The organism is Aliiruegeria sabulilitoris, assembly GCF_001558155.1.
In the GTDB taxonomy this organism is placed as follows: domain Bacteria; phylum Pseudomonadota; class Alphaproteobacteria; order Rhodobacterales; family Rhodobacteraceae; genus Tropicimonas; species Tropicimonas sabulilitoris.
This window is the reverse complement of record NZ_LOAS01000014.1, coordinates 39,598-59,863: the sequence shown is the minus strand read 5'-3', so window position 1 is coordinate 59,863 and position 20,266 is coordinate 39,598. Positions and strand designations below refer to the sequence as shown.

21 protein-coding genes are annotated in these 20,266 nt (G+C 63.7%); 10 read left to right on the top strand and 11 right to left on the bottom strand.

The window, feature by feature from the left end:
- The first annotated feature begins 136 nt into the window (after positions 1-136).
- The 5 genes from phbB to AX756_RS14615 all read left to right on the top strand — a co-directional run bounded on the left by phbB (position 137) and on the right by AX756_RS14615 (position 4,080).
- Complete coding sequence (phbB, locus tag AX756_RS14635) at positions 137-862, top strand: acetoacetyl-CoA reductase (RefSeq protein WP_068312923.1); 726 nt, start codon at positions 137-139, stop codon at positions 860-862.
- 179 nt (positions 863-1,041) lie between these two features.
- Entirely contained in the window at positions 1,042-1,773 is a 732-nt protein-coding gene (locus AX756_RS14630; RefSeq protein WP_068312919.1) for a competence/damage-inducible protein A, read from the top strand.
- Positions 1,770-2,498 (top strand): GNAT family N-acetyltransferase, encoded by a 729-nt coding sequence (locus tag AX756_RS14625; RefSeq protein ID WP_082739122.1) that lies wholly within the window; start codon positions 1,770-1,772, stop codon positions 2,496-2,498. The genes AX756_RS14630 and AX756_RS14625 overlap by 4 nt, the downstream gene beginning before the upstream one ends.
- 17 nt (positions 2,499-2,515) lie before the next feature.
- Positions 2,516-3,085 (top strand): peroxidase-related enzyme, encoded by a 570-nt coding sequence (locus tag AX756_RS14620; protein WP_068312916.1) that lies wholly within the window; start codon positions 2,516-2,518, stop codon positions 3,083-3,085.
- The gene (locus AX756_RS14615; RefSeq protein ID WP_068312913.1) at positions 3,082-4,080 is read left to right on the top strand and encodes an OmpA family protein; all 999 of its coding nucleotides are present in this window, start codon (positions 3,082-3,084) and stop codon (positions 4,078-4,080) included. The genes AX756_RS14620 and AX756_RS14615 overlap by 4 nt, the downstream gene beginning before the upstream one ends.
- 106 nt (positions 4,081-4,186) lie before the next feature.
- On the opposite strand, the gene AX756_RS14610 is transcribed toward AX756_RS14615, so the two are convergent.
- The 5 genes from AX756_RS14610 to AX756_RS14590 all read right to left on the bottom strand — a co-directional run bounded on the left by AX756_RS14610 (position 4,187) and on the right by AX756_RS14590 (position 9,340).
- Positions 4,187-5,092, bottom strand: coding sequence for a LysR family transcriptional regulator (locus AX756_RS14610; protein ID WP_068312910.1), 906 nt, complete (start codon positions 5,090-5,092; stop codon positions 4,187-4,189).
- A gap of 249 nt (positions 5,093-5,341) precedes the next feature.
- Positions 5,342-7,369, bottom strand: coding sequence for an FAD-dependent oxidoreductase (locus AX756_RS14605; protein ID WP_068312908.1), 2,028 nt, complete (start codon positions 7,367-7,369; stop codon positions 5,342-5,344).
- A 95-nt stretch (positions 7,370-7,464) separates the two neighbouring features.
- Entirely contained in the window at positions 7,465-7,851 is a 387-nt protein-coding gene (locus AX756_RS14600; RefSeq protein WP_068312907.1) for a hypothetical protein, read from the bottom strand.
- Positions 7,852-7,860: 9 nt separating this feature from the next.
- On the bottom strand, positions 7,861-8,628 hold the full coding sequence (locus AX756_RS14595) for a DUF6478 family protein (protein WP_170307708.1): 768 nt from the start codon (positions 8,626-8,628) through the stop codon (positions 7,861-7,863).
- A 67-nt stretch (positions 8,629-8,695) separates the two neighbouring features.
- On the bottom strand, positions 8,696-9,340 hold the full coding sequence (locus tag AX756_RS14590) for a hypothetical protein (protein ID WP_156461508.1): 645 nt from the start codon (positions 9,338-9,340) through the stop codon (positions 8,696-8,698).
- Between the two features lie 214 nt (positions 9,341-9,554).
- On the opposite strand from AX756_RS14590, the gene AX756_RS14585 reads away from it, so the two are divergent.
- The 4 genes from AX756_RS14585 (at position 9,555) to AX756_RS14570 (ending at position 13,722) form a co-directional block, all read left to right on the top strand.
- Positions 9,555-10,445 (top strand): CPBP family intramembrane glutamic endopeptidase, encoded by an 891-nt coding sequence (locus tag AX756_RS14585; protein ID WP_068312902.1) that lies wholly within the window; start codon positions 9,555-9,557, stop codon positions 10,443-10,445.
- Between the two features lie 62 nt (positions 10,446-10,507).
- Positions 10,508-11,428, top strand: coding sequence for a CPBP family intramembrane glutamic endopeptidase (locus AX756_RS14580; RefSeq protein WP_163886806.1), 921 nt, complete (start codon positions 10,508-10,510; stop codon positions 11,426-11,428).
- Positions 11,429-11,503: 75 nt separating this feature from the next.
- A complete protein-coding gene (accD, locus tag AX756_RS14575) occupies positions 11,504-12,451 on the top strand; it encodes an acetyl-CoA carboxylase, carboxyltransferase subunit beta (protein ID WP_068312897.1) in 948 nt (315 codons plus the stop codon).
- 32 nt (positions 12,452-12,483) lie between these two features.
- Complete coding sequence (locus AX756_RS14570; RefSeq protein ID WP_068313171.1) at positions 12,484-13,722, top strand: bifunctional folylpolyglutamate synthase/dihydrofolate synthase; 1,239 nt, start codon at positions 12,484-12,486, stop codon at positions 13,720-13,722.
- Between the two features lie 156 nt (positions 13,723-13,878).
- On the opposite strand, the gene zapE is transcribed toward AX756_RS14570, so the two are convergent.
- A complete protein-coding gene (gene zapE, locus AX756_RS14565; RefSeq protein ID WP_068312895.1) occupies positions 13,879-14,970 on the bottom strand; it encodes a cell division protein ZapE in 1,092 nt (363 codons plus the stop codon).
- A 100-nt stretch (positions 14,971-15,070) separates the two neighbouring features.
- On the opposite strand from zapE, the gene AX756_RS14560 reads away from it, so the two are divergent.
- Complete coding sequence (locus AX756_RS14560) at positions 15,071-16,309, top strand: MFS transporter (RefSeq protein ID WP_068313169.1); 1,239 nt, start codon at positions 15,071-15,073, stop codon at positions 16,307-16,309.
- A 90-nt stretch (positions 16,310-16,399) separates the two neighbouring features.
- Here AX756_RS14560 and AX756_RS14555 read toward each other — a convergent pair whose 3' ends face one another.
- The 5 genes from AX756_RS14555 to AX756_RS14535 are packed head-to-tail and all read right to left on the bottom strand — an operon-like array spanning position 16,400 to position 20,230.
- Positions 16,400-17,302, bottom strand: coding sequence for an ornithine cyclodeaminase family protein (locus tag AX756_RS14555; RefSeq protein ID WP_068312891.1), 903 nt, complete (start codon positions 17,300-17,302; stop codon positions 16,400-16,402).
- Positions 17,299-17,919 carry an HAD family hydrolase gene (locus AX756_RS14550; RefSeq protein WP_068312888.1) on the bottom strand — a complete coding sequence of 207 codons (621 nt, stop codon included), beginning with the start codon at positions 17,917-17,919 and terminating at the stop codon, positions 17,299-17,301. The genes AX756_RS14555 and AX756_RS14550 overlap by 4 nt, the downstream gene beginning before the upstream one ends.
- A 51-nt stretch (positions 17,920-17,970) precedes the next feature.
- Positions 17,971-18,417, bottom strand: a complete 447-nt coding sequence (locus AX756_RS14545; RefSeq protein WP_068312886.1) for a YaiI/YqxD family protein — start codon at positions 18,415-18,417, stop codon at positions 17,971-17,973.
- Positions 18,414-19,247, bottom strand: coding sequence for an S-formylglutathione hydrolase (gene fghA / locus AX756_RS14540; RefSeq protein ID WP_068312883.1), 834 nt, complete (start codon positions 19,245-19,247; stop codon positions 18,414-18,416). Before fghA ends, AX756_RS14545 begins: the two co-directional genes overlap by 4 nt.
- Positions 19,248-19,306: 59 nt before the next feature.
- Positions 19,307-20,230: an AEC family transporter gene (locus AX756_RS14535; RefSeq protein ID WP_068312880.1), complete on the bottom strand. Its 924-nt coding sequence runs from the start codon at positions 20,228-20,230 to the stop codon at positions 19,307-19,309.
- Positions 20,231-20,266: the final 36 nt, after the last annotated feature.

Here is a 20,266-nt window from a genome sequence, read left to right as displayed (position 1 = left end):
CCGGACAAGGCGCCTCTTTTTTTAGAAACGACATTGTTACCTACTGCGTCATCCTGCCGAAGTAATATTGTTGCGCAAGATGCCCCAGTTGATTTAACAGTGTTGCCAAAGAATTACGCCACAGTGGAGGGAAACCATGGCAAGAGTTGCAGTCGTCACCGGAGGTACCCGCGGCATCGGGGCCGCCATTTCGGTCGGTCTCAAGGAAGCTGGTTACGAGGTCGCCGCGAACTTCGGTGGAAACGAGGAGGCTGCCGCCAAGTTCTCCGAGGCCACCGGGATCAAGACCTACAAATGGTCTGTCGCCGATTACGAAGGCTGTGAGGCGGGTATCAAGCAGGTCGAGGCGGATCTCGGTCCGGTCGACGTCCTCGTCAACAACGCCGGCATTACCCGCGACGCCATGTTCCATCGCATGACCGTCCAGCAGTGGAATGACGTCATCGACACCAACCTGCACGGCGTGTTCAACATGACCCACCCGGTCTATCCGGGCATGCGCGAGCGCAAATGGGGCCGCATCATTAACATCTCGTCGATCAATGGCCAGAAGGGCCAGGCCGGCCAGACCAACTACTCCGCGTCCAAGGCCGGCGATCTGGGCTTCACCAAGGCGCTGGCGCAGGAAGGTGCGCGTTTCGGCGTCACCGTCAACGCCATCTGCCCAGGCTACATCGCCACCGAGATGGTCAAGGCGATCGACGAGCAGGTCCTGAACACCAAGATCATCCCGCAGATTCCCGCCGGCCGCCTTGGTGAGCCGGAGGAAATCGCGCGCTGCGTGGTCTTCCTCGCCTCCGAGGATGCCGGCTTCATCACCGGTTCTACGCTTTCGGCCAACGGTGGTCAGTTCTTCGTCTGATCCCGCTCTAACGCTGAACTCGGCCCCCGCGGATCGTCTCTGCGGGGGCTTTTTCGTCTCTGGACAGCCAATGTCATGAACCGGCGGACGGCGCTGCAACGAAGCCGGTCACGCGGGGTTGGAAATCATCGCCGCGCGGGCCTATACCGATTTCACAGGTCAGAAAACAGGAGGGCGCCATGGCCAACCCGACAGCCGCAATGCTGGTGATCGGCGACGAGATCCTTTCGGGCCGGACCCGTGATTCGAACATGCATCACCTTGCGGGCGCGCTTACCAATCAAGGTATCCGCCTCACCGAGGTGCGCGTGGTGGCCGACAAGCCCGAGGCGATCATCTCCGCCGTGCGAGAACTCTCCGAGGCGTATGACCATGTCTTCACCTCCGGCGGCATCGGGCCAACCCATGACGACATCACGGCCGAATGCATCGCCGCCGCCTTCGACACGCCGATTGGCATTCGCGACGATGCGCGCGCGCTGCTTCAGGCCCATTACGACGCGACAGAACAGGAATTGAACGAGGCCCGCCTGCGCATGGCCCGCATCCCCGACGGCGCGACGCTGATCGACAACCCGATCTCGGCCGCGCCGGGCTTCATCCTCGGAAATGTGCACGTCATGGCGGGCGTTCCCGTGATCTTCGAATCCATGGTCGCCACGGTTCTGTCAAAGCTGACGGGCGGCGACCCGATCTTGTCGCAGTCGCTTCGGATCAACCACGGCGAAGGTGAGATCGCAACGTCCCTCGCCGCGTTGGCGGAGGACTTTCAGGATCTTTCCATCGGCTCCTATCCCTTCATGAAGGACGGGATCTACGGCACACATATCGTTATCCGAGGCACCGATGCAGCCCGAATCGACGCCGCCATGACGCGCCTCGCCCGCTCCATGCCGGAGGATGGCATGTGACAGCGCCGGATCTGGCGACACTCTTCGCCGCGATCGATGCGACCTGGCCCGCACGCCGCATCATCGAGCTACCCGGTTGGCGCGTGCGCGAAGGGGCCGGAGGCGGTCAGCGCGTATCCACGGCCTCGGCAACGACGCGCGCTCCCTCCATCCCGGCGATGGAGGGAGCACAAGCCGCGTTGCACCAGGTGCCGCTCGTCATGGTCCGTCCCGGAGACGAAACGCTGGACGCGGCGCTGGAATCGGCGGGCTACCGGATCAAGGATCCGGTGACCTTTTACCTGTCGGAGATCGAGACGCTTGCCCTGCCGCCGCCGCCGGTCGCAGCCTTTCACGTTTCCTGGCCGCCAATGCGTGTTCAGGAAGAGATCTGGCACGAAGGAGGCATCGGTCCAGAACGCCTTGCCGTGATGGACAGGGTTGAAACGACGAAATGCGCCATACTCGGCCGCAACAGCGACCGGCCCGCCGGAACGGCCTTCGTGGCGCTGGACGGGCAGATCGCCGTGCTGCACGCATTGGAGGTCTCGCCGGGGCTTCGTCGGAAAGGCGCAGCCGTCCATATGATGCGGGGCGCCGCCATCTGGGCGCGCGATTTCGGTGCGAAATGGTTCTGCGTTCTGGTCACGAAGGCCAACACACCCGCCAATGCGCTCTACTCTTCTCTGGGAATGCGCCCAACGGGCGGCTATCACTACAGGATCAAATTGCCCGACAGAGGCTGATCAAGGAAGGTAAAAGCATGGGTGACGACGCGCCAACGGCCCTCGACCTGCCTCCGGTGGATCCGCTGCCGGAGCATACGCAGGCCTATTTCGACCTCTGCGCCGAAAAGATCGGGATGGTGCCCAATGTTCTGCGCGCCTACGCCTTCAATATCGCGAAACTCGATGCGTTCTCGGCGATGTACAACGAGTTGATGCTTGCCGACAGCGGCCTGAGCAAGCTGGAGCGCGAGATGATCGCCGTTGTCGTCTCCTCCGAGAACCGCTGCTATTACTGCCAGGCCGCACATGGCCAGGCGGTTCGGGAATTGTCGGGCGATCCGGAGCTTGGCGAACAGATGGTCATGAATTACCGCGCTGCCGATCTGTCGGACCGGCAGCGGCAGATGCTCGATTTCGCCGTTCTGCTGACCCGCGAAAGCGCGAGCGTTTCCGAGAGCCACCGGGAAGCGCTGCGTTCGGTCGGGTTTTCCGACCGTGACATCTGGGACATCGCCTCCGTCGCCGGCTTCTTCAACATGACCAATCGAATGGCCTCTGCCACGGATATGCGCCCCAACAGGGAATATCACAGCCGGAACCGATGAAACCTCGCGCCCTCGCCCCTTGCTTTCTGCTTTGCCTCGCCTGCTCCGCAGCCAGCGCCCAGCTGTCCGGTCTTCCGGCGGGGGCAAGACTGGAAGAGGAGCAGAACGCAGCGCTGGAAGACCTGCGCCTGCCGGTCGCGCCACTGGCGGGAAATGCGCTGGAAACCAAATCCGTGCAAGGTGCGGTGACCCGCCAGGCCTGGCAAGTTCCTGGCACGGACCTGTCCACGTTCCAGATCCTGTCCCCTCTGAAGGAAGGTCTGTCTGAAGGCGGATTCGAGCCCCTGCTTGAATGCAAGGATCGCGACTGCGGCGGTTTCGGTTTCCGTTACGCGATGGACCTGCTTCCGGAACCCGCGATGCATGTGGATCTGGGCGACTTCCGCTACTTCCTCGCAAAACGGGAGACGGAGCAGGGCCTTGATTATGTGGCCCTTGTCGTCAGCCGGTCCTCCGATCGTGGCTTCATCCATTTCACGGGCGTCGGGCAAGCCGAGCCCCGCCTGACGACACGGTCTCGCGACATTGACGGATCGTCCGAGGATTCCCTTCGCCCCATGCCACGCGCTGACACATCTTCCGACACCCCCGCTCTCCCGCTTCCGTCCGGGAATGGCTCCACTCTGGTCGGAACACTCGTGCAAACGGGCCGGGCCGTCCTCGAAGGGTTGAATTTCGAAACCGGCTCCTCCCGGTTGACCGAGGATGACTTCGAATCCCTGCAACAGCTTGCGGACTGGATGAACCAGAACCCTGAAATACGGATCGTTCTTGTCGGCCACACGGACACCGAGGGCGCGCTGGCGAGCAATATCGAGCTGTCCCGTGCACGCGCCAAGGCCGTTCGGGATCGCCTCGCACAGCAATACGGGATTTCCGGCACCCGGATGGATGCGGAAGGGGTGGGGTATCTGTCGCCAATTTCCTCGAATGCCGGCGAAAGTGGCCGGACCCAGAATCGCCGGGTCGAAGTTGTCCTGTCGGGTCCGCAATAGACCATTCTCAGGAGCACAGGCCGGATCTGCGGGGGTGTCGGGACGACAGACAAAAAACGACCGGAGCATTGCCCCGGCCAGGTTTCTCACATCGAGGGTCGTTCAATTACCAGATCTTCGGACCTTTTTCCGAAAAGCTGCGCACCAGGAAATCGATGAATGCCCGTACCTTCGGCTGCGTGAAGCGCCCCGGCGGATAGACGGCATAGATCCCAAGCGATTCATGCGGCAGGTCCGGGATCGCTTCCTCCACCAACCCGTCCTTCATTGCATCGGCATAAAGGAAGCTCGGGAGATAGGCGATGCCGAGCCCGGACACGGCAGCGTTGAGCAGCGATTGCCCGTCATTGACGGTCAACCAGCCTGCCGTGCGAACCTGACGCTTTTCGCCCGAAGGCGCGGTCAGCTTCCAGACATTGCCCGAGGACTGGTTTGAATAGTGCAACAGCTTGTGTTCGTTCAGATCATCGATCTTCTCCGGGCGGCCGTACTGGGCGAAGTAGGCCGGGCTGGCGATCATCCGCTTGCTGGTTTCGGTCAGCTTGCGGGCGCGCAACGTCGAGTCTTCTAGCTCGCCGATCCGGATCGCCATGTCGAAGCCTTCGCTGATCAATTCTACATAGCGATTGTTGAGGATCATGTTCACGGTGATGTCGGGAAACTCCGACAGGAAATCCCCGAGAATCGGCGAAAGATGATTCACACCGAAATCGGTCGCGACCGAAATCCGCAAGAGACCGGACGGTGCCGATTGCATGGAGGTCACCAGCGCATCAGCTTCCCCGGCATCGTTGAGTACCCGTCGGGCGCGGTCGTAATAGGCAAGGCCAATCTCGGTGGGCGAAACGCGGCGGGTCGTGCGGTTGAGCAACCGTGCCCCGAGCCGAGCCTCCAGCGAGGAGACGTGTTTCGAGACGGCCGACTTGGAGATACCCATCTTCTTTGCGGCGTCGGTAAAACCACCCTGATCCACCACGGTGGCAAAGGCTTCCATTTCGGTCAGGCGATCCATAGGGCGGTCCTCATGAACTCAGTGCTGTACACATTCTCTGCGTTGACAGCGTTTATCTCCCCGAAATCCGGCGGGATTGGGGCAAACTGCAGACAATGTCGCGATTAGATCGGGCATCGTCATGTCTGAGGAAACATTTGACCACTCCCATCCGAAAATTGGAGTCGCGTGTTTACGGGACGCCCCTGCAAGGCCGGGAAGGCACGCGCCTCCCCGGAAAGTTCCCCGCGCGCGTGACCGGCCCGAGGATCAGAGCGCGGCTGCGAGGCGGACGCCCTGGTTGATCGCCCGCTTGGCGTCGAGTTCCGCGGCAACATCGGCACCACCGATCACATGCACCTTGTGCCCCGCCGCTTCAAGCGCGTCGGCCAGTGTGCGTTCGGGGACCTGCCCGGCGCAGAGCACAATCGTATCGGCCTCGATCAGGGTCGGGTTTTCATGCGCCTCGCCCGAGCTGACAAGGATCCCGCCTTTCTCGATACGTTCATAATTCATCCCGCCGCGCATCTCGACACCCAGCATCTTCAGCTCGGCGCGGTGAATCCAGCCCGTGGTCTTGCCCAGCCGCTTGCCGAGCTTCTCGGGCTTGCGCTGCAGGAGCGTGAGCTTCCTTGCAGCCCGTTCCGGCTGTGGCCCCTCGGGCGCCAACCCGCCGCGATCCTCAGACGGATCGCCTACGCCCCAGATCTCCCGCCAGGCCTCCGGGTTTTCGGTCGGGCTCTCGCCGGTATGGGCGAGGAACTGCGCGACGTCGAAGCCGATCCCCCCCGCGCCGATAATCGCGACCGAATTACCAACGTCCGCGCCGTCGCGGAGGACATCGATATAACTCAGCACATTCGCACCGTGCTGACCGGGGATCCCCGGATCGCGCGGGCGGACACCGGTGGCCAGGATGATCTCGTCAAACCCGGCGAGCGCTTCTGCCGTCGCTTCCTCGCCAAGACGCAGCTCGATTGTCGACCGCTGGACCATGGTGCGGAACCAATCCACCAGCCCGTGAAACTCTTCCTTGCCCGGAACTCGCTTGGCCATGTTGAGCTGGCCGCCCAACTCACCGGCCTTGTCGAACAGCACCACCTTGTGGCCGCGCTCCGCCGCCGTCAACGCAGCCGACAAGCCCGCCGGCCCAGCGCCGACCACGGCAATCGACTTGACCTCGGCCGTTGGCTCGATCTTCAGCTCCGTCTCATGGCAGGCCCGCGGATTGACGAGGCAACTTGTGAGCTTGCCGCTGAAGGTGTGATCCAGGCAGGCCTGGTTGCAGGCGATGCAGGGCGCGATCTCGTCGCCCCGGCCCTCGGCGGCCTTTCTCACGAAATCCGCATCGGCCAGGAAGGGGCGCGCCATGGACACCATATCGGCACAGCCCTCGGCCAAAACATCCTCGGCTACCTCAGGCGTGTTGATCCGGTTCGAGGTGATGACCGGGATCGACACTTCGCCCATCAGTTTCCGGGTTACCCAGGTGAACGCGCGGCGCGGCACGGATGTGGCGATGGTCGGAATCCGCGCCTCATGCCAGCCGATGCCGGTATTGATGATCGTGGCGCCCGCGGCCTCGATCGCCTTGGCAAGCTGGACAACTTCCTCCCAGGTCGAACCATTCGGCACCAGGTCGATCATCGAAAGACGGTAGATGATGATGAAATCGGGCCCCACCGCCTCACGGCAGCGCCGCACCACCTCGACCGGAAGACGCATCCGGTTCTCGTAGGACCCGCCCCAGCGATCCGTGCGCTTGTTGGTGTGGGTGACGAGAAACTGGTTGAGGAAATAGCCCTCGGATCCCATGACCTCGACGCCATCATACCCCGCTTCCCGTGCCAGCGTTGCGGCGGTGACGATGTCGGCGATCTGCTTTTCGATCCCCTCCTCGTCCAGCTCCTTGGGCGGAAAGGGCGAGATCGGAGACTTGACGGGCGAGGCAGAAACGCATTCGGGCGAATAGGCATAGCGGCCCGCGTGCAGGATCTGCATCGCGATCTTGCCGCCGTTTTCATGTACCCGGTCGGTCACGATGCGGTGGTTGGCGATGTCCTGTTCGGTGAACAGTCCCGCCGCGCCGGGAAACACCCCGCCCTCGCGGTTCGGCGCCATGCCCCCCGTCACGATCAGCGCCACATCGCCCGCTGCGCGCTCGCCGTAGAAACTCGCGACCCGATCCCAATCCCGGGTCTCTTCCAGACCGGTATGCATCGAGCCCATCAGCACGCGGTTTTTCAGCGTGGTAAAGCCGAGATCCAGCGGCGCCAGCAGATGTGGGTACGCGGTCATGAAATCCTCCCTGTTTACCGCCGAAGAATACGGGGCGTTTCGGGGAAGTCACGCGCAACGCGGCGTCATCGCTTTACGTTCACGTCAAGGGCGTTTCAGCCTTCGGCCACTTCGACGCAATGGCGGCGAAAGGCCCGCTTCAACAGGTCCAGCTCAGCCCGCAGCAAATCCAGCTCCGCCAGAACATCCTCCCGAAGCGGTTCGCCCGCCGCGATGGAGAAGCGCGCAAGCGTCTCGCCCTGCGTCGCTTCGCGGACTAGGAATGTCTGCACGCCGTCCGATATCAGCGCCGACGGGATGGGAACAGTCAGGGTCCAGACATTCGCCATTTCCCGATCCGCCTCCAGCTCGACACCGTCCAGCGGCGTTGCCAGGTGAATCACTTCGACCCGCGGAGGCGTCGTGCGCTCCTGAGAGGCCACGAGGAGCCCCTTCCACACACCTTCACGCAAACGCGCGTTGCTCACGCTCAGTTTGGGCATTCCCGGCTCCTAGATTTCCGTGCGGTGGCGACGATACATCGTCAGGTCGCGAATCTCGATCTGGCTCATCTGCGGCGCCTCGAAGATGAGATCGAGCCAAGCGCTTTCGATCCGTTTCTCGTTCATTTCCGAATAGGCCAGGTCGAATTCCACATTCCGTTCCTTCGAGCCCTTGGCGATTTCCAGCACGAGCTGTTCGGTATTTGGGCCATTGCGGATGTTCAGCCGGGCGAATATCTCCAACGTCCGCTCGAAACGGAATGCCGCGTGCAGCCCGATAAGGTGGCGGCGCGTAAGGCCGGCCACTGCTTCCCGGGGCAGATCCACCGCCAGCGACAGAAACGACCCCTCGAAGCGGAAGACATCCATGCTCAGCCCAAAAGGGGCAAGATCCGTAGCGCCGCGATTGCGCAGCTGGCGAAAGGTGATCTCCTGCAACGGGCAGTCGTGGAACATCGCCACGCCCGGCCCGACGACCGTTCGGGATACAACACCAGCCACGCCCGGCGGATCGGCCGCGATCCGCCAGAAATCCGGCCTCCAGGACCAGTCCGCATCGGCAGGTGCCTCCACGACCGATCCGGCCGGGCCGACCTCCGCCATCCTGCCATCGGCAGCGCGGCACAACCGGTCGATTTCCCGGCGCAGGTCGTTCGCCCGGGCGCGTGCCGATTTCAGTTCGGAGAAGTCCAGATTGCCGGCAATATCGGCAAGCCGGGTCCAACGTTGAAGGACCCTGCGATCCGCAACGCGCCCGATCAGATTTGAAACACCCATAGACATTGCCAGAACCCGTGTAACCTACGGAACATCCTTACGGCAAAACCTTTCGGAGCTGCAAATATCAGTGAGGAGAAAACGCGCCGCGTTCGGGTTCCGTGGCATTCGGGTTGGCCAAGAGGATCGCGTCGACAAGCTCCTCGACGACTTGGAACCCCTCCGAATCCTCGATCGGCTGCCCGACGAGGTCTCGCAAAGTAGCGGTCACCATGTGGCCCTTGAGTTCGAACACAGCGCGCCAGCTTGCACCGCCCAGGGCGGGGTCTTCACCGCGTTCATCTGCCCGAAGGAAGAGCACGCCGCGACGGCTGAACATGGCGCCAAGCTCCATCGCTTCCGCGTTGCCCGTGCGCGAGAGGGCAGCCCGGCCCTTGGGCGACTCGAAAAAGCGGCTCAGCTCGCCTTGGGAGGGAAACGGACCGGCTTGCCCATCGACGCTGGTCGTGAGCAGCCCAGCAATCTCGGGACGCGCGGCGCGCAGGTCGCCGGTCACGGAACGGCAGGACGCCATCAGAACAAACGCGGCCCGATGCCCGCTCAGAGACGCGAGCGGATCGATGCAATAGCCGTTCGGCGCCGAGATCACGAGCGTCTCGTCCAGCACCGGCAGGCGGGTCCAGCCGGTCAGCGGGCTGTCTTCACGCCCAAACGTGGCCGAATGGGCAAGGGACACGGACAGCAGGAGCGCCGCCCCGAAAAGGGTCGCCATCCAAAGATCCGGATTGGAAATCCAAGTTGCCATGCTACCTGTTCACGTGCCGCGCCAAAATCGCGCAGACCCTAATCTTCATTGGGTTTGGGAGCAATCAGATCACGGGCCGATGAGCGAGTTCCGGCCAATCGCGCGCGCACCGGGCCAAAGCCGACCCCGGCGTTGCAAGCCGGCCCGCTTCAGCCTAGGCATTTGGTCGAGAGGGAACGCGATGCGCTACGAACCACACAGGTATTTCGTAGCCCCGGCCAAGGGGACAGCGGAGCTTTGGCGCACCGGAGCCGGCGCCGTTCTTGTCTTCGTGGCCGGTATGGCGCTCTACCAGCTGAGCTTCGCGCTGATCTCGAACCTGATCGGCCCCGAAACGACGCAGCTGCTGGTCGACAACACGACATTCGACAAGGACAGCGCCTTCGCCACGATCTATATCCTCGCCACTTTCGGCTTTTTCGGCATTGGTCTGGCAATGGTCACAAGCTCGATCCACCACCGAAGCCCGGCAACGCTGTTCGGGCCGGCCGCAGCGGTGGTCTCGGATGCGATCCGGGTGACGCTGAGCGTCGGTGCGCTCTACATCGTGCTGTCCATCCTCCTCCCCAAGGATATCGAACTGGTTCGCAACGCCGAGCTGGCCAGGCGGAGCTGGATCGCGATTCTGCCGATCTCGCTCACCGCGATCCTGATACAGGCCGGAACCGAGGAGCTGATCTTTCGCGGCTACCTGCAACAGCAACTTGCCGCCCGCTTCCCAAAAATGCCGCTATGGATCATCGTGCCTTCGGCTCTGTTCGGCCTCGCCCATCTCTCGCCGGAGACAGCCGGCCCCAATGCCCCCTATTTCGCCCTCTGGGCCACGTTCTTTGCTTTTGCCGCGGCCGACCTGACGGCCCGAACCGGCTCCATCGGGGCGGCAATCGGGTTTCACATGGCCAACAATATCGCGGCCATCCTGTTTACTTCCCTGCTGGGCCCCGGCTCCGGTCTCGCGCTCTACCACATTCCGATGGAGGCCAGCGACCCAAGGCTCGCGGCACAGATATTGCCCGAGTTCGTGATGCTCTTCTGCGGCTGGCTTGCCGCCAGGTTGGCACTCAAGGTCTGAAACCCGCGATTGCGCCAATGCGGCGCGCAGTCTACCAATTTCCCGAACCACCAGAGGATCTCATGCGCACCGGAGAATTCGAAGCCTCCCTGGAAGAAGCCCGGCTCTACCCGCAACTCTGGCGGCTCCTGCTTGGCCTGCTGTTGATCGGCTTCATCTTCGCCACCGGCGCGGCGATGCTGATGGGCGCCTTCGTTGCGGTCGTCAACCAGATCGACTCGATGAACGCTGTCCACACCGGCGCGGCCCTCAACCGGCTGCGCGCGGCAGCACAGGGCTATGGCGGGATCGACACGCCGCTGGCCGTCTTCCTGCTGCTGATCACCTTCATCGCGCTGTTCATCGGCCCGATGCTCTCGGCCGCGGCCTTCCATTTCCGCGGTCCCGGCTCGCTCTTTGGCCCGACCGCCGACTGGTTTCGCGGTTTCGGAACCGCGCTTGCCGTGCTCGTCCCGATCTATCTCGGGCTGGTCTGGTTGAGTTTTCTGTTCGAATCGCCCCAGCCGAACCTGCCCTTCGCACGCTGGCTGAGCTACCTGCCCTTCGCCATCCCGCTCATCTTCATTCAGACCGCTGCCGAAGAGCTGTTGTTCCGCGGCTACCTGCAACAGCAGCTCGCCGCCCGTTTTGCCGCCCGTTGGATCTGGATGGGTCTGCCATCGCTCGTCTTTGCCGGGCTTCACTGGTCGCAGGCGTCGGGGGATACGCTGCCATTCGTGCTGCTCTCGGCGTTGATCTTCGGCCTGATCGCCGCCGACATCACGGAGCAGACGGGCAACCTTGGTGCCGCCATGGGAATCCATTTCGGCAACAACCTGTTCGGGATGCTCGGCGTCGCCCTCGGCGAGAGCGTATCGGGCCTTGCGCTCTTCGTTTCGATCACACCGGAGGGCGTCTCTTCCTCCCTGATCGCGGGGTTGCTGTTCTCCCTGGCAATGCTGGTTCTGGTCTGGTGGATAACACGACGTCTGTTGACCCGGTGATCGGGGCATCAGAGGGTTTGCATTTGGCGCCATACGGGCCTATCTGAGGGGCGAAACTGGCGCTGAAGGACCCCGATGAACTGGATTTCCAACTACGTTCGCCCGAAAATCAACTCGCTGTTTTCGCGCCGCGAGGTTCCCGAGAACCTTTGGACCAAGTGCCCCGAATGCGGGACCATGCTGTTCCACCGCGAGTTGAAGGACAACCTCAACGTCTGCACCAATTGTGATCACCACATGGCGATCACCCCGCGGGAGCGATTTGCCGACCTCTTTGACGGCGGCATCTTCACCGAGGTCAAGGTTCCCGAACCGCTGGCCGACCCGCTGAATTTCCGCGACCAGAAGAAATACCCCGAACGCATGAAGACCGCCCAGAAGAAAACGGGCGAGGCCGAGGCCATGCTGGTGGCCGAGGGCGAGATGGGCCGCACACCAATCGTCGCCGCCTGCCAGGATTTCACCTTCATGGGCGGCTCCATGGGCATGTATGTGGGCAACGCGATCATCGCCGCCGCCCAACGCGCGGTGGAGCTGCGCCGCCCGCTGATCCTGTTTTCCGCCGCCGGTGGCGCGCGCATGCAGGAGGGCATTCTCTCGCTCATGCAGATGCCGCGCACGACCGTCGCTGTCGAGATGCTGCGCGAGGCCGGCCTGCCCTATATCGTCGTGCTCACCCACCCGACGACGGGCGGGGTGACGGCCTCCTACGCCATGCTCGGAGATATCCAGATCGCCGAGCCGAACGCGCTGATCTGTTTCGCCGGCCCGCGCGTGATCGAACAGACGATCCGGGAGAAACTCCCCGAGGGCTTCCAGCGGGCTGAATACCTGCTCGACCACGGCATGCTGGACCGCGTGACCCATCGCAACGAACTGCGCGAGGAGCTGATCACGATCACCCGGTTGATGCTGAGCCTGCCGCCCGCAGTGAAGGGCGACCTGCCCGCACCGACCGAGGACGCCGCACCCGCCCTCGAAGCGCCCGCGCCCAAAACCGAAAAGCCGGAAAAGACCGCGTGAGCCAGGCCCCGAGCGCCGATCTGCTGGCGCAGATGATGGGGCTGCATCCGAGCGAGATCGAGCTCTCGCTCGATCGCACATATCGTCTTCTCGATGCGCTCGGTCGCCCGCAGGACAGGTTGCCGCCCGTCATCCACATCGCAGGAACCAATGGCAAGGGTTCGACACTCGCCATGATCCGCGCCGGGCTGGAAGCCGCGGGCAAGCGCGCGCACTGCTACACCTCCCCGCATCTGGTCCGCTTCCATGAGCGTATCGTGCTGGCCGGCGCCGAGATCACGGAAACGGCCCTGAGCGACTTGCTCGTCCGGACATTGACCGCCAATGGCGGCGCCCCTGTCACCTTCTTCGAAGCCACGACCTGCGCCGCATTCGCGGCCTTTGCCGATGTTCCCGCAGACTACCTCCTGCTGGAGGTCGGCATGGGCGGCAGGATGGACACGACCAACGTTGTCGATGACCCTCTGCTGACGATCATCACGCCCGTCGCGTTCGACCATCAGGCCTTTCTCGGTGACACGCTCGCAGAGATCGCGGGCGAAAAGGCCGGTATCCTGAAGCGCGGCATCCCCTGCGTCGTCGGCCGTCAGGAGGATGATGCGCTGGAGGTGATCGAGGCCCGCGCCGCGCGCCTCGGCGCGCCCGTCATCGCCCAAGGCCAGCACTGGCATAGCTGGGAAGAACGCGGCCGCCTCGTCTTTCAGGACGAAACAGGCCTGCTGGACCTGCCCCTGCCTGCGCTGCCCGGCCCGCACCAGATCGACAATGCGGGCGCCGCGTTGGCCGCGCTGCGCCAACTCGGATTCGGCGAGGAGTCCTGCGAGGGCGCAATGGTCAATGCACATTGGCCGGCCCGCATGCAACGCCTGACACGCGGCCCGCTGAAACAGGCGGCCCCCGAGGCCGATCTCTGGCTCGATGGCGGGCATAACGCCCATGCCGCCCGCGCCATTGCCGCCACGCTCGACCGGCTTCCCGCGCGCCCGACCCGCCTCGTATTCGCGTTGCTGAACAACCGCGCGCCGTCCGACGTGCTCGCCCCGCTCGCGGCACATGTCCAAAGCCTGACCGCAGTCCCGATCCCGGATGAACCCAATGCATCCGATCCCGAGACGCTTGCAGAAGCCGCCCGCGCATTCGGGATTTCTGCAAGCACCGCTGTAGACGTCGAGGACGCCGTGACCGGAATCGCGACAAAGGACCCGCACGCCCGCATTCTGATCTGCGGGTCGCTCTACCAGGCCGGTGCGGTCCTGCGCGAAAACGGCTAGGAAGCGGACGATGCGAGCAGGATGAACCGTGCTTCTGGCGCTCTGCTCAAATCTCCACGAAACGGCTCGGCTCTGGCTCGCGTGCGGAACGGGACAGGCCAACCAGACACGCTCGCTGGCGGCAGGATTATCCGGCTGTCCCTTCCGTCGCAGCCTTCAACCCGCCATCCAATCCGCCGATTGCATCTCCCGCAGCCGGCTCGCGGTGCGCTCGAACTCGAAGATTCCCTCACCCTCCAGGTAGAGCAACTCGGGCTCTGCCGCCGCCGAGCAGATCAGCTTGGCTTTCGCCTCGTATAGGGCGTCGACCAAGGTTACGAAACGCTTCGCTTCGTTGAAATTCGACCGCCCCAGGCAGGGGATATCCGTCAGCACCAGGACCTTTGCCACCTCGGCGATCGCCAGGTAATCCGCCGGGCCCAGCGGATGTCCGCACAGGTCGAAGAATCCTGCGCGTGCGACTCCGTTTCGAAAGGCCGGGATCTCCACCGGCCGGGCCTTCACAGTCAGGATCAGAGGCGGCGCATCGCCGCCCGACAGGTCATCCCAGACCGATTGTATCGCCAGCCGCGCCGCATGATTGTTCGGCGTGAAATAGACCGGAGAGCCGGACAGCCGGTCCTGCCGGTAATCCTTGTCCGAAGTCAGCTCATGCACGACCATGCGCGTCTTGATCATCTCGATGAAGGGCAGAAACAGCTGCCGGTTCAACCCGTCCTTGTAAAGATCGTCCGGCACACGGTTCGACGTTGTCACCACCACCACCCCGGCCGCGAAAAGCCGCTCGAAGAGCCGCCCCACGATCATCGCGTCGGTGATATCGCTGATCTGCATCTCGTCGAAGCAAAGCAGGTCCACATGGGCGATCACCTCATCGGCCACGGGCAGGATCGCGTCGTCGACGCCCCGCTTGCGCGCCTCGTGCAGGCCGGCATGGACCTCCTGCATGAACGCATGGAAATGGACCCGCCGCTTCCGGTCCGTGCGTGCGGCCTCGAAGAACATGTCCATCAGCATGGATTTGCCGCGCCCGACACCGCCCCAGAGATACAGCCCCCGCACCGGGTCCGGCTCGACCGGCTTGGAAAACAGCCCGCGCAGCCCGCTTTTCGGCTTTGCGACCGGGCGATGGGCAAGTTCATGGCGGACCCGTTCCAGCTCCGGCAGGGCGGCCGCCTGTGCCGCGTCTGCTGTTAGCAGCCCCTCTGCCGAACGGGCATTGTAAATATCGATCAATGTCTCGGTCATCGCAGACCGTTTAGGCGGCTGGGCCCCGATTGGAAAGCCGCCTTCCGTCGCAGCTCGCGCATGATTGACGATGGATCAAGGAATGTGGATGGATGCCGAAATGGAAATGCGCACGCCCTTGATAACGCCCGTCCTTGTGGCGGGCTGTTTCATCATCTTGATCAGTTTCGCCATCCGGGCGTCCTTCGGGGTCTTTCAGATTCCGATTGCCGAAGAGTTCGGCTGGCTTCGGTCCGATTTCTCCCTCGCCATCGCGATCCAGAACCTCGCCTGGGGTTTCGGGCAGCCGATCTTCGGTGCCCTTGCGGAGCGGTTTGGCGACCGGCGGGCGATCTTTCTGGGCGCCATCGTCTATGCGGCCGGCCTCTTGCTGTCCTCGCTCGCCGTTACACCCGCCCAGCACCAATGGCTGGAGATCCTCGTGGGCTTCGGCATTGCCGGCACCGGGATGGGGCTGATCATTGCCGTTGTCGGACGCGCGGCCAGCGACGAGCACCGCTCCATGGCCCTGGCCATCGCCACCGCCGCCGGATCGGGCGGGCAGATTTTCGGGCCGCCTTTGGCCGAATGGATGCTCGGCTTCATGCCATGGCAGACCGTTTTCGTGGCCTTCGCCGCCGCCATTCTGGTGGTGATGGTGCTTCTGCCGTTCCTGCGCAGCGACACCGACGGCACCAGCGCCATGACCGATGAAAGCATGGGCGAAATCCTTCGCGCGGCGCTGCGCGATCCGTCCTACACGCTGATCTTCCTTGGGTTTTTCAGCTGCGGCTACCAGCTTTCCTTTGTCACCGCCCATTTTCCCGCCTTCGTCACCGAGATGTGCGGCCCGATCCAGACCGGCGGGCTGCTGGACGGGTTGGGCATCCGGACGACTTCGGCGCTCGGCGCCGTGGCGATCAGCCTGATCGGGCTTGCCAATATCGGCGGCACCCTGCTCGCCGGCTGGCTCGGAAAGTACTATTCCAAGAAATACCTTCTGGCGACGATCTACGCCCTGAGAACACTCGTCGCCGCCGCCTTCATCATGACCCCGATCACGCCCGCGACGGTCGTGCTGTTCTCGCTGGCCATGGGGTCGCTCTGGCTGGCGACCATCCCGCTCACCAGCGGCCTCGTCGCCCAGATCTACGGGTTGCGCTACATGGGCACCCTCTACGGGATCGTGTTCTTCTCGCACCAGCTCGGCTCGTTTGTCGGCGTCTGGCTCGGCGGGCGCCTGTACGACATCACCGGCGACTACACGATGGTCTGGTGGGTCGGCGTCGGCGTCGGTGCCTTCTCCGCACTGGTTCACCTACCGGTCAATGAACGACCGCTGGGCGCCCGTCTCGCCTGACCTGCGAGAGCCAAACGCGCGCGAAGAGCGCGCCCCGCCCCAATCGGCGGGCGGTGCGCCAGCACCAGAGCCGGAGGGGAAGCCGCCCTGTCAGCCCTTCCAGGCGTCGAGAATGTAGCGGCTTGTCATCAGGTCCAGATGCGCCCCCCCGCCATTCTTGAACAGCGTGATGTCCTCCGGCACGCGCTCGAAGGCCGCCAGCTCGTAATAGTCCGCCACCACGTCGGCCCTGCCGATCGCACCGCTCTTCATCGGTTCGATCAGTTCCCCGATATGCTCGAGCGTTGTATCGTAGCTGTCCACGAAGACCCGCGCCCGCGCCATCGCCGCATCGTCGGCTTCGCGCATATCGGGCCGATAAGCGCCGATCAGGTCCACATGCTGCCCGGGCCGCAGCCATTCGCCATGCAGGATCGGCGTGGTCGACATGGTGGCCGAGGTCACGATATCGGCGCGCCCAACCGCTTCCGGCAGATCCTCCGCGACCGACGCCCCATAGCGCTCGGCCAGCGCGACGGCCTTTTCCGACGTCCGGTTCCAGATCTCGAAACGCGCCTCCGGAAAGGCCGCGCCATAGGCCTCGATCAGCGAGGCCGCCACGGTTCCCGCCCCCATCACAAGGATCCTACGGCTGCCGGGCCGCGCCAGCCGTCGCGCCGCCAACAGGCTGTCGCCCGCCGTCTTCCACTTCGTCACGAGGTGGAAATCCAGCAGCGCCTCGGCCACGCCTGTCTTGTCCGAATAGAGCGTTACCCCGCCATTTACCGCTGGCAAACCATGCTCCGCATTGCCCGGAAAGATCGTGGCCGTCTTGACGAGGCTACCAAGCCCGTCGATCCAGGCTGCCCGATTCAATAGCGTGTCCTGCCCGCGATAGAGGAAGCTGTCGGCCACTTCCGCCTTGGGCAATTCATGCGCACGGGCCAGCGCGTCTGTCAGCGCGATCCAGTCAAGATCACGCTCTGCGTCAAAGGGAACAAATGGCAGGCTCATGCCGCCTCCTCTGCCGAAAGCAGCCCCTCTGCCACAAGGCGATCCGCCCAGCCCTTCGGATGCTCGAACAGGTGCCCCTGCCAGCCACGCGCCTCGGCGGTGGCGATATTGTCGACCCGGTCATCGACGAACAAGATCGCTTCGGGCGCAAAACCACAGCACTCCTCGACCATTTCATAGATGCGCGGATCGGGCTTGATCACCTGCATGTGGCCCGAGATGTGCCGCATGTCGAATTCCTTCAGGAAGGGGTAATGCGCCTCGCCCACCTCGAAACTGCCAATGCCGAAATTGGTCAGCGCCTGCACGGGAAGCCCCTTGGCCCGAAGTGCCCGCAGCAGGCGGACGGAATGCTCGATGGCCGGCTGGGCCAGCTCGATCCAGTTGTCGTGCCACATCCGGATCTCGTCGCGCCATTCAGGGTAGCGCTCGGCGGTTTCATAGATCGTGGCCCGGAAATCGGCACCGCGATCCACCTGATCGTTCATCCCATGCAGATCCACCTCGGCGAACATCGCCTCGCGGCGGTCGCGACCAATAGTGGCGTCGTAATAGCGTTCGGGGTTCCACTCGATCAGCACATTGCCGATGTCGAAAATCACAAGTTCCACGGGCATGGGGCACTCCGGTTTCAGATTGCGCCCACCCTCGCCGAATAGCTGCCGGTGTCAACGCCCGCGCACCAGAACCCTGTCCAGCGCCTGCGAAAACCGCGCCCGGTCCGACTTGGAAAAGGGCCGCCCGCCGCCGCCCGTGCCCAGCGGGTCGGCGCTGCGAAGTTCCGTCATCAGGTTCCGCGCGGCCAGCACATTGGCGATGTTGCGTTGGGTCAGCGTCTCACCGTCATGCTTGAGCACGAGTGCCCCCGCTTCGATGCAGTCCGCGGCCAGCGGAATGTCGGCGGTCACGACAACATCCCCTGGCCCCGCCTGCTCCGCGATCCAGCGGTCGGCCACGTCCAGCCCCTGATCGACATAGACCACGCGCACCAGCGGATTGTCCGGCGCACGAATCCCGCCATTACAGACCAGCACCATCTCCACCTTGTGGCGTGTAGCGACCCGCTCGGCCTCGGCTTTCACCGGGCAGGCATCGGCATCGATATAGATTGTCACGAAAGCCCCAATGCTTTGGCGTGGAAGGCAACATGATCGCCCATGAAGGAGGAGACAAAGAAGTAGGAGTGATCGTACCCTTTCTGCATCCGGAAGCTGCCCTCCTGCCGGCGGGCCGCCATGGCCTCGGCCAGAGCCTCCGGTTTCAGCAGGTCAAGGAACTGGTCCTCGCTGCCCTGGTCCACGAGCACCGGACCGTCAAAGCCTTTCGACCGCATCAGGATTGTAGCATCGTGATCCGCCCAGCCGCTCTCATCCGCGCCGAGATAGGCCGTCAGCTGCTTGCGCCCCCAATCCGAGGCGGAGGGGTTGGCGATGGGGGCAAAGGCAGAGGCGGAAGCGAACCGCCCCGGCAGCCCCATGGCCAGCGTCAGCGCGCCATGCCCGCCCATGGAATGCCCGGTGATCGCCTGCCGCGCGGCATTGACCGGGAAATGCGCTTCGAGCAGGAGCGGCAACTCATTGGCCACGTAGTCCCACATCGAGAAATTCGGCGCCCATGGCTCCTGCGTGGCGTTCACGTAGAAACCCGCGCCCTGCCCGAGGTCATAAGCCTCGTCGTCAGTCACGCCATCCCCGCGCGGCGAGGTGTCCGGAAAGACGACCGCCATACCGTGAGCCGCCGCGTGGGCCTGCGCCCCGGCCTTCACCATCGCGTTCTCATGCGTGCAGGTCAGCCCCGAGAGATACCACAGGATCGGCACCGGGCCCCGCGCGGCCTGCGGCGGCAAGAAGAGGCCGAAGGTCATGTCGCACTCGCAGGCATTCGAGCCGTGTTTGTAGACCCCTTGCATGCCGCCGAAGCAGCGGTTCTCGGACAACGTTTGCATGGCAAGTTCCTCCTGCGTTTCGCTAGGCGTAGCCTGCGGCGGCGCGCCGGACAACCCTGTCAGCCGACCCAGGCGATCACGGTCGAAACCGTCAGCACGGACGCGGCGGTGGAGACGAGGATCGCGGTGGAGACCCGTTGTGGAGCCACGCCATAGTGGCGGGCGAGGATATAGACATTGCCCGCAACGGGCAGGGACGCGCAGGCGATCATCACGCTCGCGGCATAGGGTTCGACCGGGAAGACCAGCAACGCCATGACTGCAATGAGTGCAGGGTGCAGCAGCAGCTTGGCCGAGGAGAGCCAGGCCGCCACCGACAGCCGCTCGGCATTCTTGGAGGCCAGCGAGGCTCCAATGGCGAAGAGCGCGCAGGGCGTTGCCGCTGCGCCCATCAGGTCCAGGAACTCGTTCATCGGCACCGGGATCGGCAATTGCAGCGCCGACCAGGCAAAACCGGCTCCGATGGAGACGATCATCGGGTTGCGCATCAGCCCGCGCCCGACCGAGATCAGCACGCCCGGCGCGATACGCCCGTCGCGCGAACCGGTGATGACGATGACGATCATCGAACTGAAAACCAGCAGATCCACCGCCAGCACCATCATGATTGGCCCGATGGCTTCCGGCCCCAGCAGCAATGTCAGCATCGGCACGCCGAGAAAGCCCGCATTGCCGATCACCGCGCATTGCGCCTCGACCGCGCATTCGTCCCAGGCCAGCCCGCGCAACCGCGCCACCAGAATGGCCAGCGCATAGAGCACGGACGTGCCGGACAGGTATGCCCAGATATAGGGCCAGCTGATCACTTCCGACAGCGACAGGTTTGCCGCGAATCGAAAGAGCATGGCCGAGAGCGCGAAGTAGAAGACGAATTTCGTCAGGTAGGCGGTTGCCTCATCGGTAAAGAACCGGGTGCGGCCGGCAAAATACCCGGTCGCGATCAGGCCGAAGAAGGGCAGGGTCTTGATAAGCACGGACAGCATTCTTCGCGCCTAGCACGGGCTTTCGGCGGCGTCATT

What these genes read in the sequence shown, in the direction of transcription:
- AX756_RS14590 (WP_156461508.1), bottom strand. Translation starts at nt 9,340, where the DNA reads ATGGCGACCCTTTTCGGGGCGGCGCTCCTGCTGTCCGTGTCCCTTGCC.
- zapE (WP_068312895.1), bottom strand. Translation starts at nt 14,970, where the DNA reads ATGACCGAGACATTGATCGATATTTACAATGCCCGTTCGGCAGAGGGG.
- AX756_RS14580 (WP_163886806.1), top strand. Translation starts at nt 10,508, where the DNA reads ATGCGCACCGGAGAATTCGAAGCCTCCCTGGAAGAAGCCCGGCTCTAC.
- AX756_RS14600 (WP_068312907.1), bottom strand. Translation starts at nt 7,851, where the DNA reads ATGCCCAAACTGAGCGTGAGCAACGCGCGTTTGCGTGAAGGTGTGTGG.
- AX756_RS14620 (WP_068312916.1), top strand. Translation starts at nt 2,516, where the DNA reads ATGGGTGACGACGCGCCAACGGCCCTCGACCTGCCTCCGGTGGATCCG.
- AX756_RS14630 (WP_068312919.1), top strand. Translation starts at nt 1,042, where the DNA reads ATGGCCAACCCGACAGCCGCAATGCTGGTGATCGGCGACGAGATCCTT.
- phbB (WP_068312923.1), top strand. Translation starts at nt 137, where the DNA reads ATGGCAAGAGTTGCAGTCGTCACCGGAGGTACCCGCGGCATCGGGGCC.
- accD (WP_068312897.1), top strand. Translation starts at nt 11,504, where the DNA reads ATGAACTGGATTTCCAACTACGTTCGCCCGAAAATCAACTCGCTGTTT.
- AX756_RS14550 (WP_068312888.1), bottom strand. Translation starts at nt 17,919, where the DNA reads ATGCCCGTGGAACTTGTGATTTTCGACATCGGCAATGTGCTGATCGAG.
- AX756_RS14615 (WP_068312913.1), top strand. Translation starts at nt 3,082, where the DNA reads ATGAAACCTCGCGCCCTCGCCCCTTGCTTTCTGCTTTGCCTCGCCTGC.
- AX756_RS14535 (WP_068312880.1), bottom strand. Translation starts at nt 20,230, where the DNA reads ATGCTGTCCGTGCTTATCAAGACCCTGCCCTTCTTCGGCCTGATCGCG.
- AX756_RS14570 (WP_068313171.1), top strand. Translation starts at nt 12,484, where the DNA reads ATGATGGGGCTGCATCCGAGCGAGATCGAGCTCTCGCTCGATCGCACA.
- AX756_RS14605 (WP_068312908.1), bottom strand. Translation starts at nt 7,369, where the DNA reads ATGACCGCGTACCCACATCTGCTGGCGCCGCTGGATCTCGGCTTTACC.
- AX756_RS14560 (WP_068313169.1), top strand. Translation starts at nt 15,071, where the DNA reads ATGGAAATGCGCACGCCCTTGATAACGCCCGTCCTTGTGGCGGGCTGT.
- fghA (WP_068312883.1), bottom strand. Translation starts at nt 19,247, where the DNA reads ATGCAAACGTTGTCCGAGAACCGCTGCTTCGGCGGCATGCAAGGGGTC.
- AX756_RS14585 (WP_068312902.1), top strand. Translation starts at nt 9,555, where the DNA reads ATGCGCTACGAACCACACAGGTATTTCGTAGCCCCGGCCAAGGGGACA.
- AX756_RS14555 (WP_068312891.1), bottom strand. Translation starts at nt 17,302, where the DNA reads ATGAGCCTGCCATTTGTTCCCTTTGACGCAGAGCGTGATCTTGACTGG.
- AX756_RS14610 (WP_068312910.1), bottom strand. Translation starts at nt 5,092, where the DNA reads ATGGATCGCCTGACCGAAATGGAAGCCTTTGCCACCGTGGTGGATCAG.
- AX756_RS14595 (WP_170307708.1), bottom strand. Translation starts at nt 8,628, where the DNA reads ATGGGTGTTTCAAATCTGATCGGGCGCGTTGCGGATCGCAGGGTCCTT.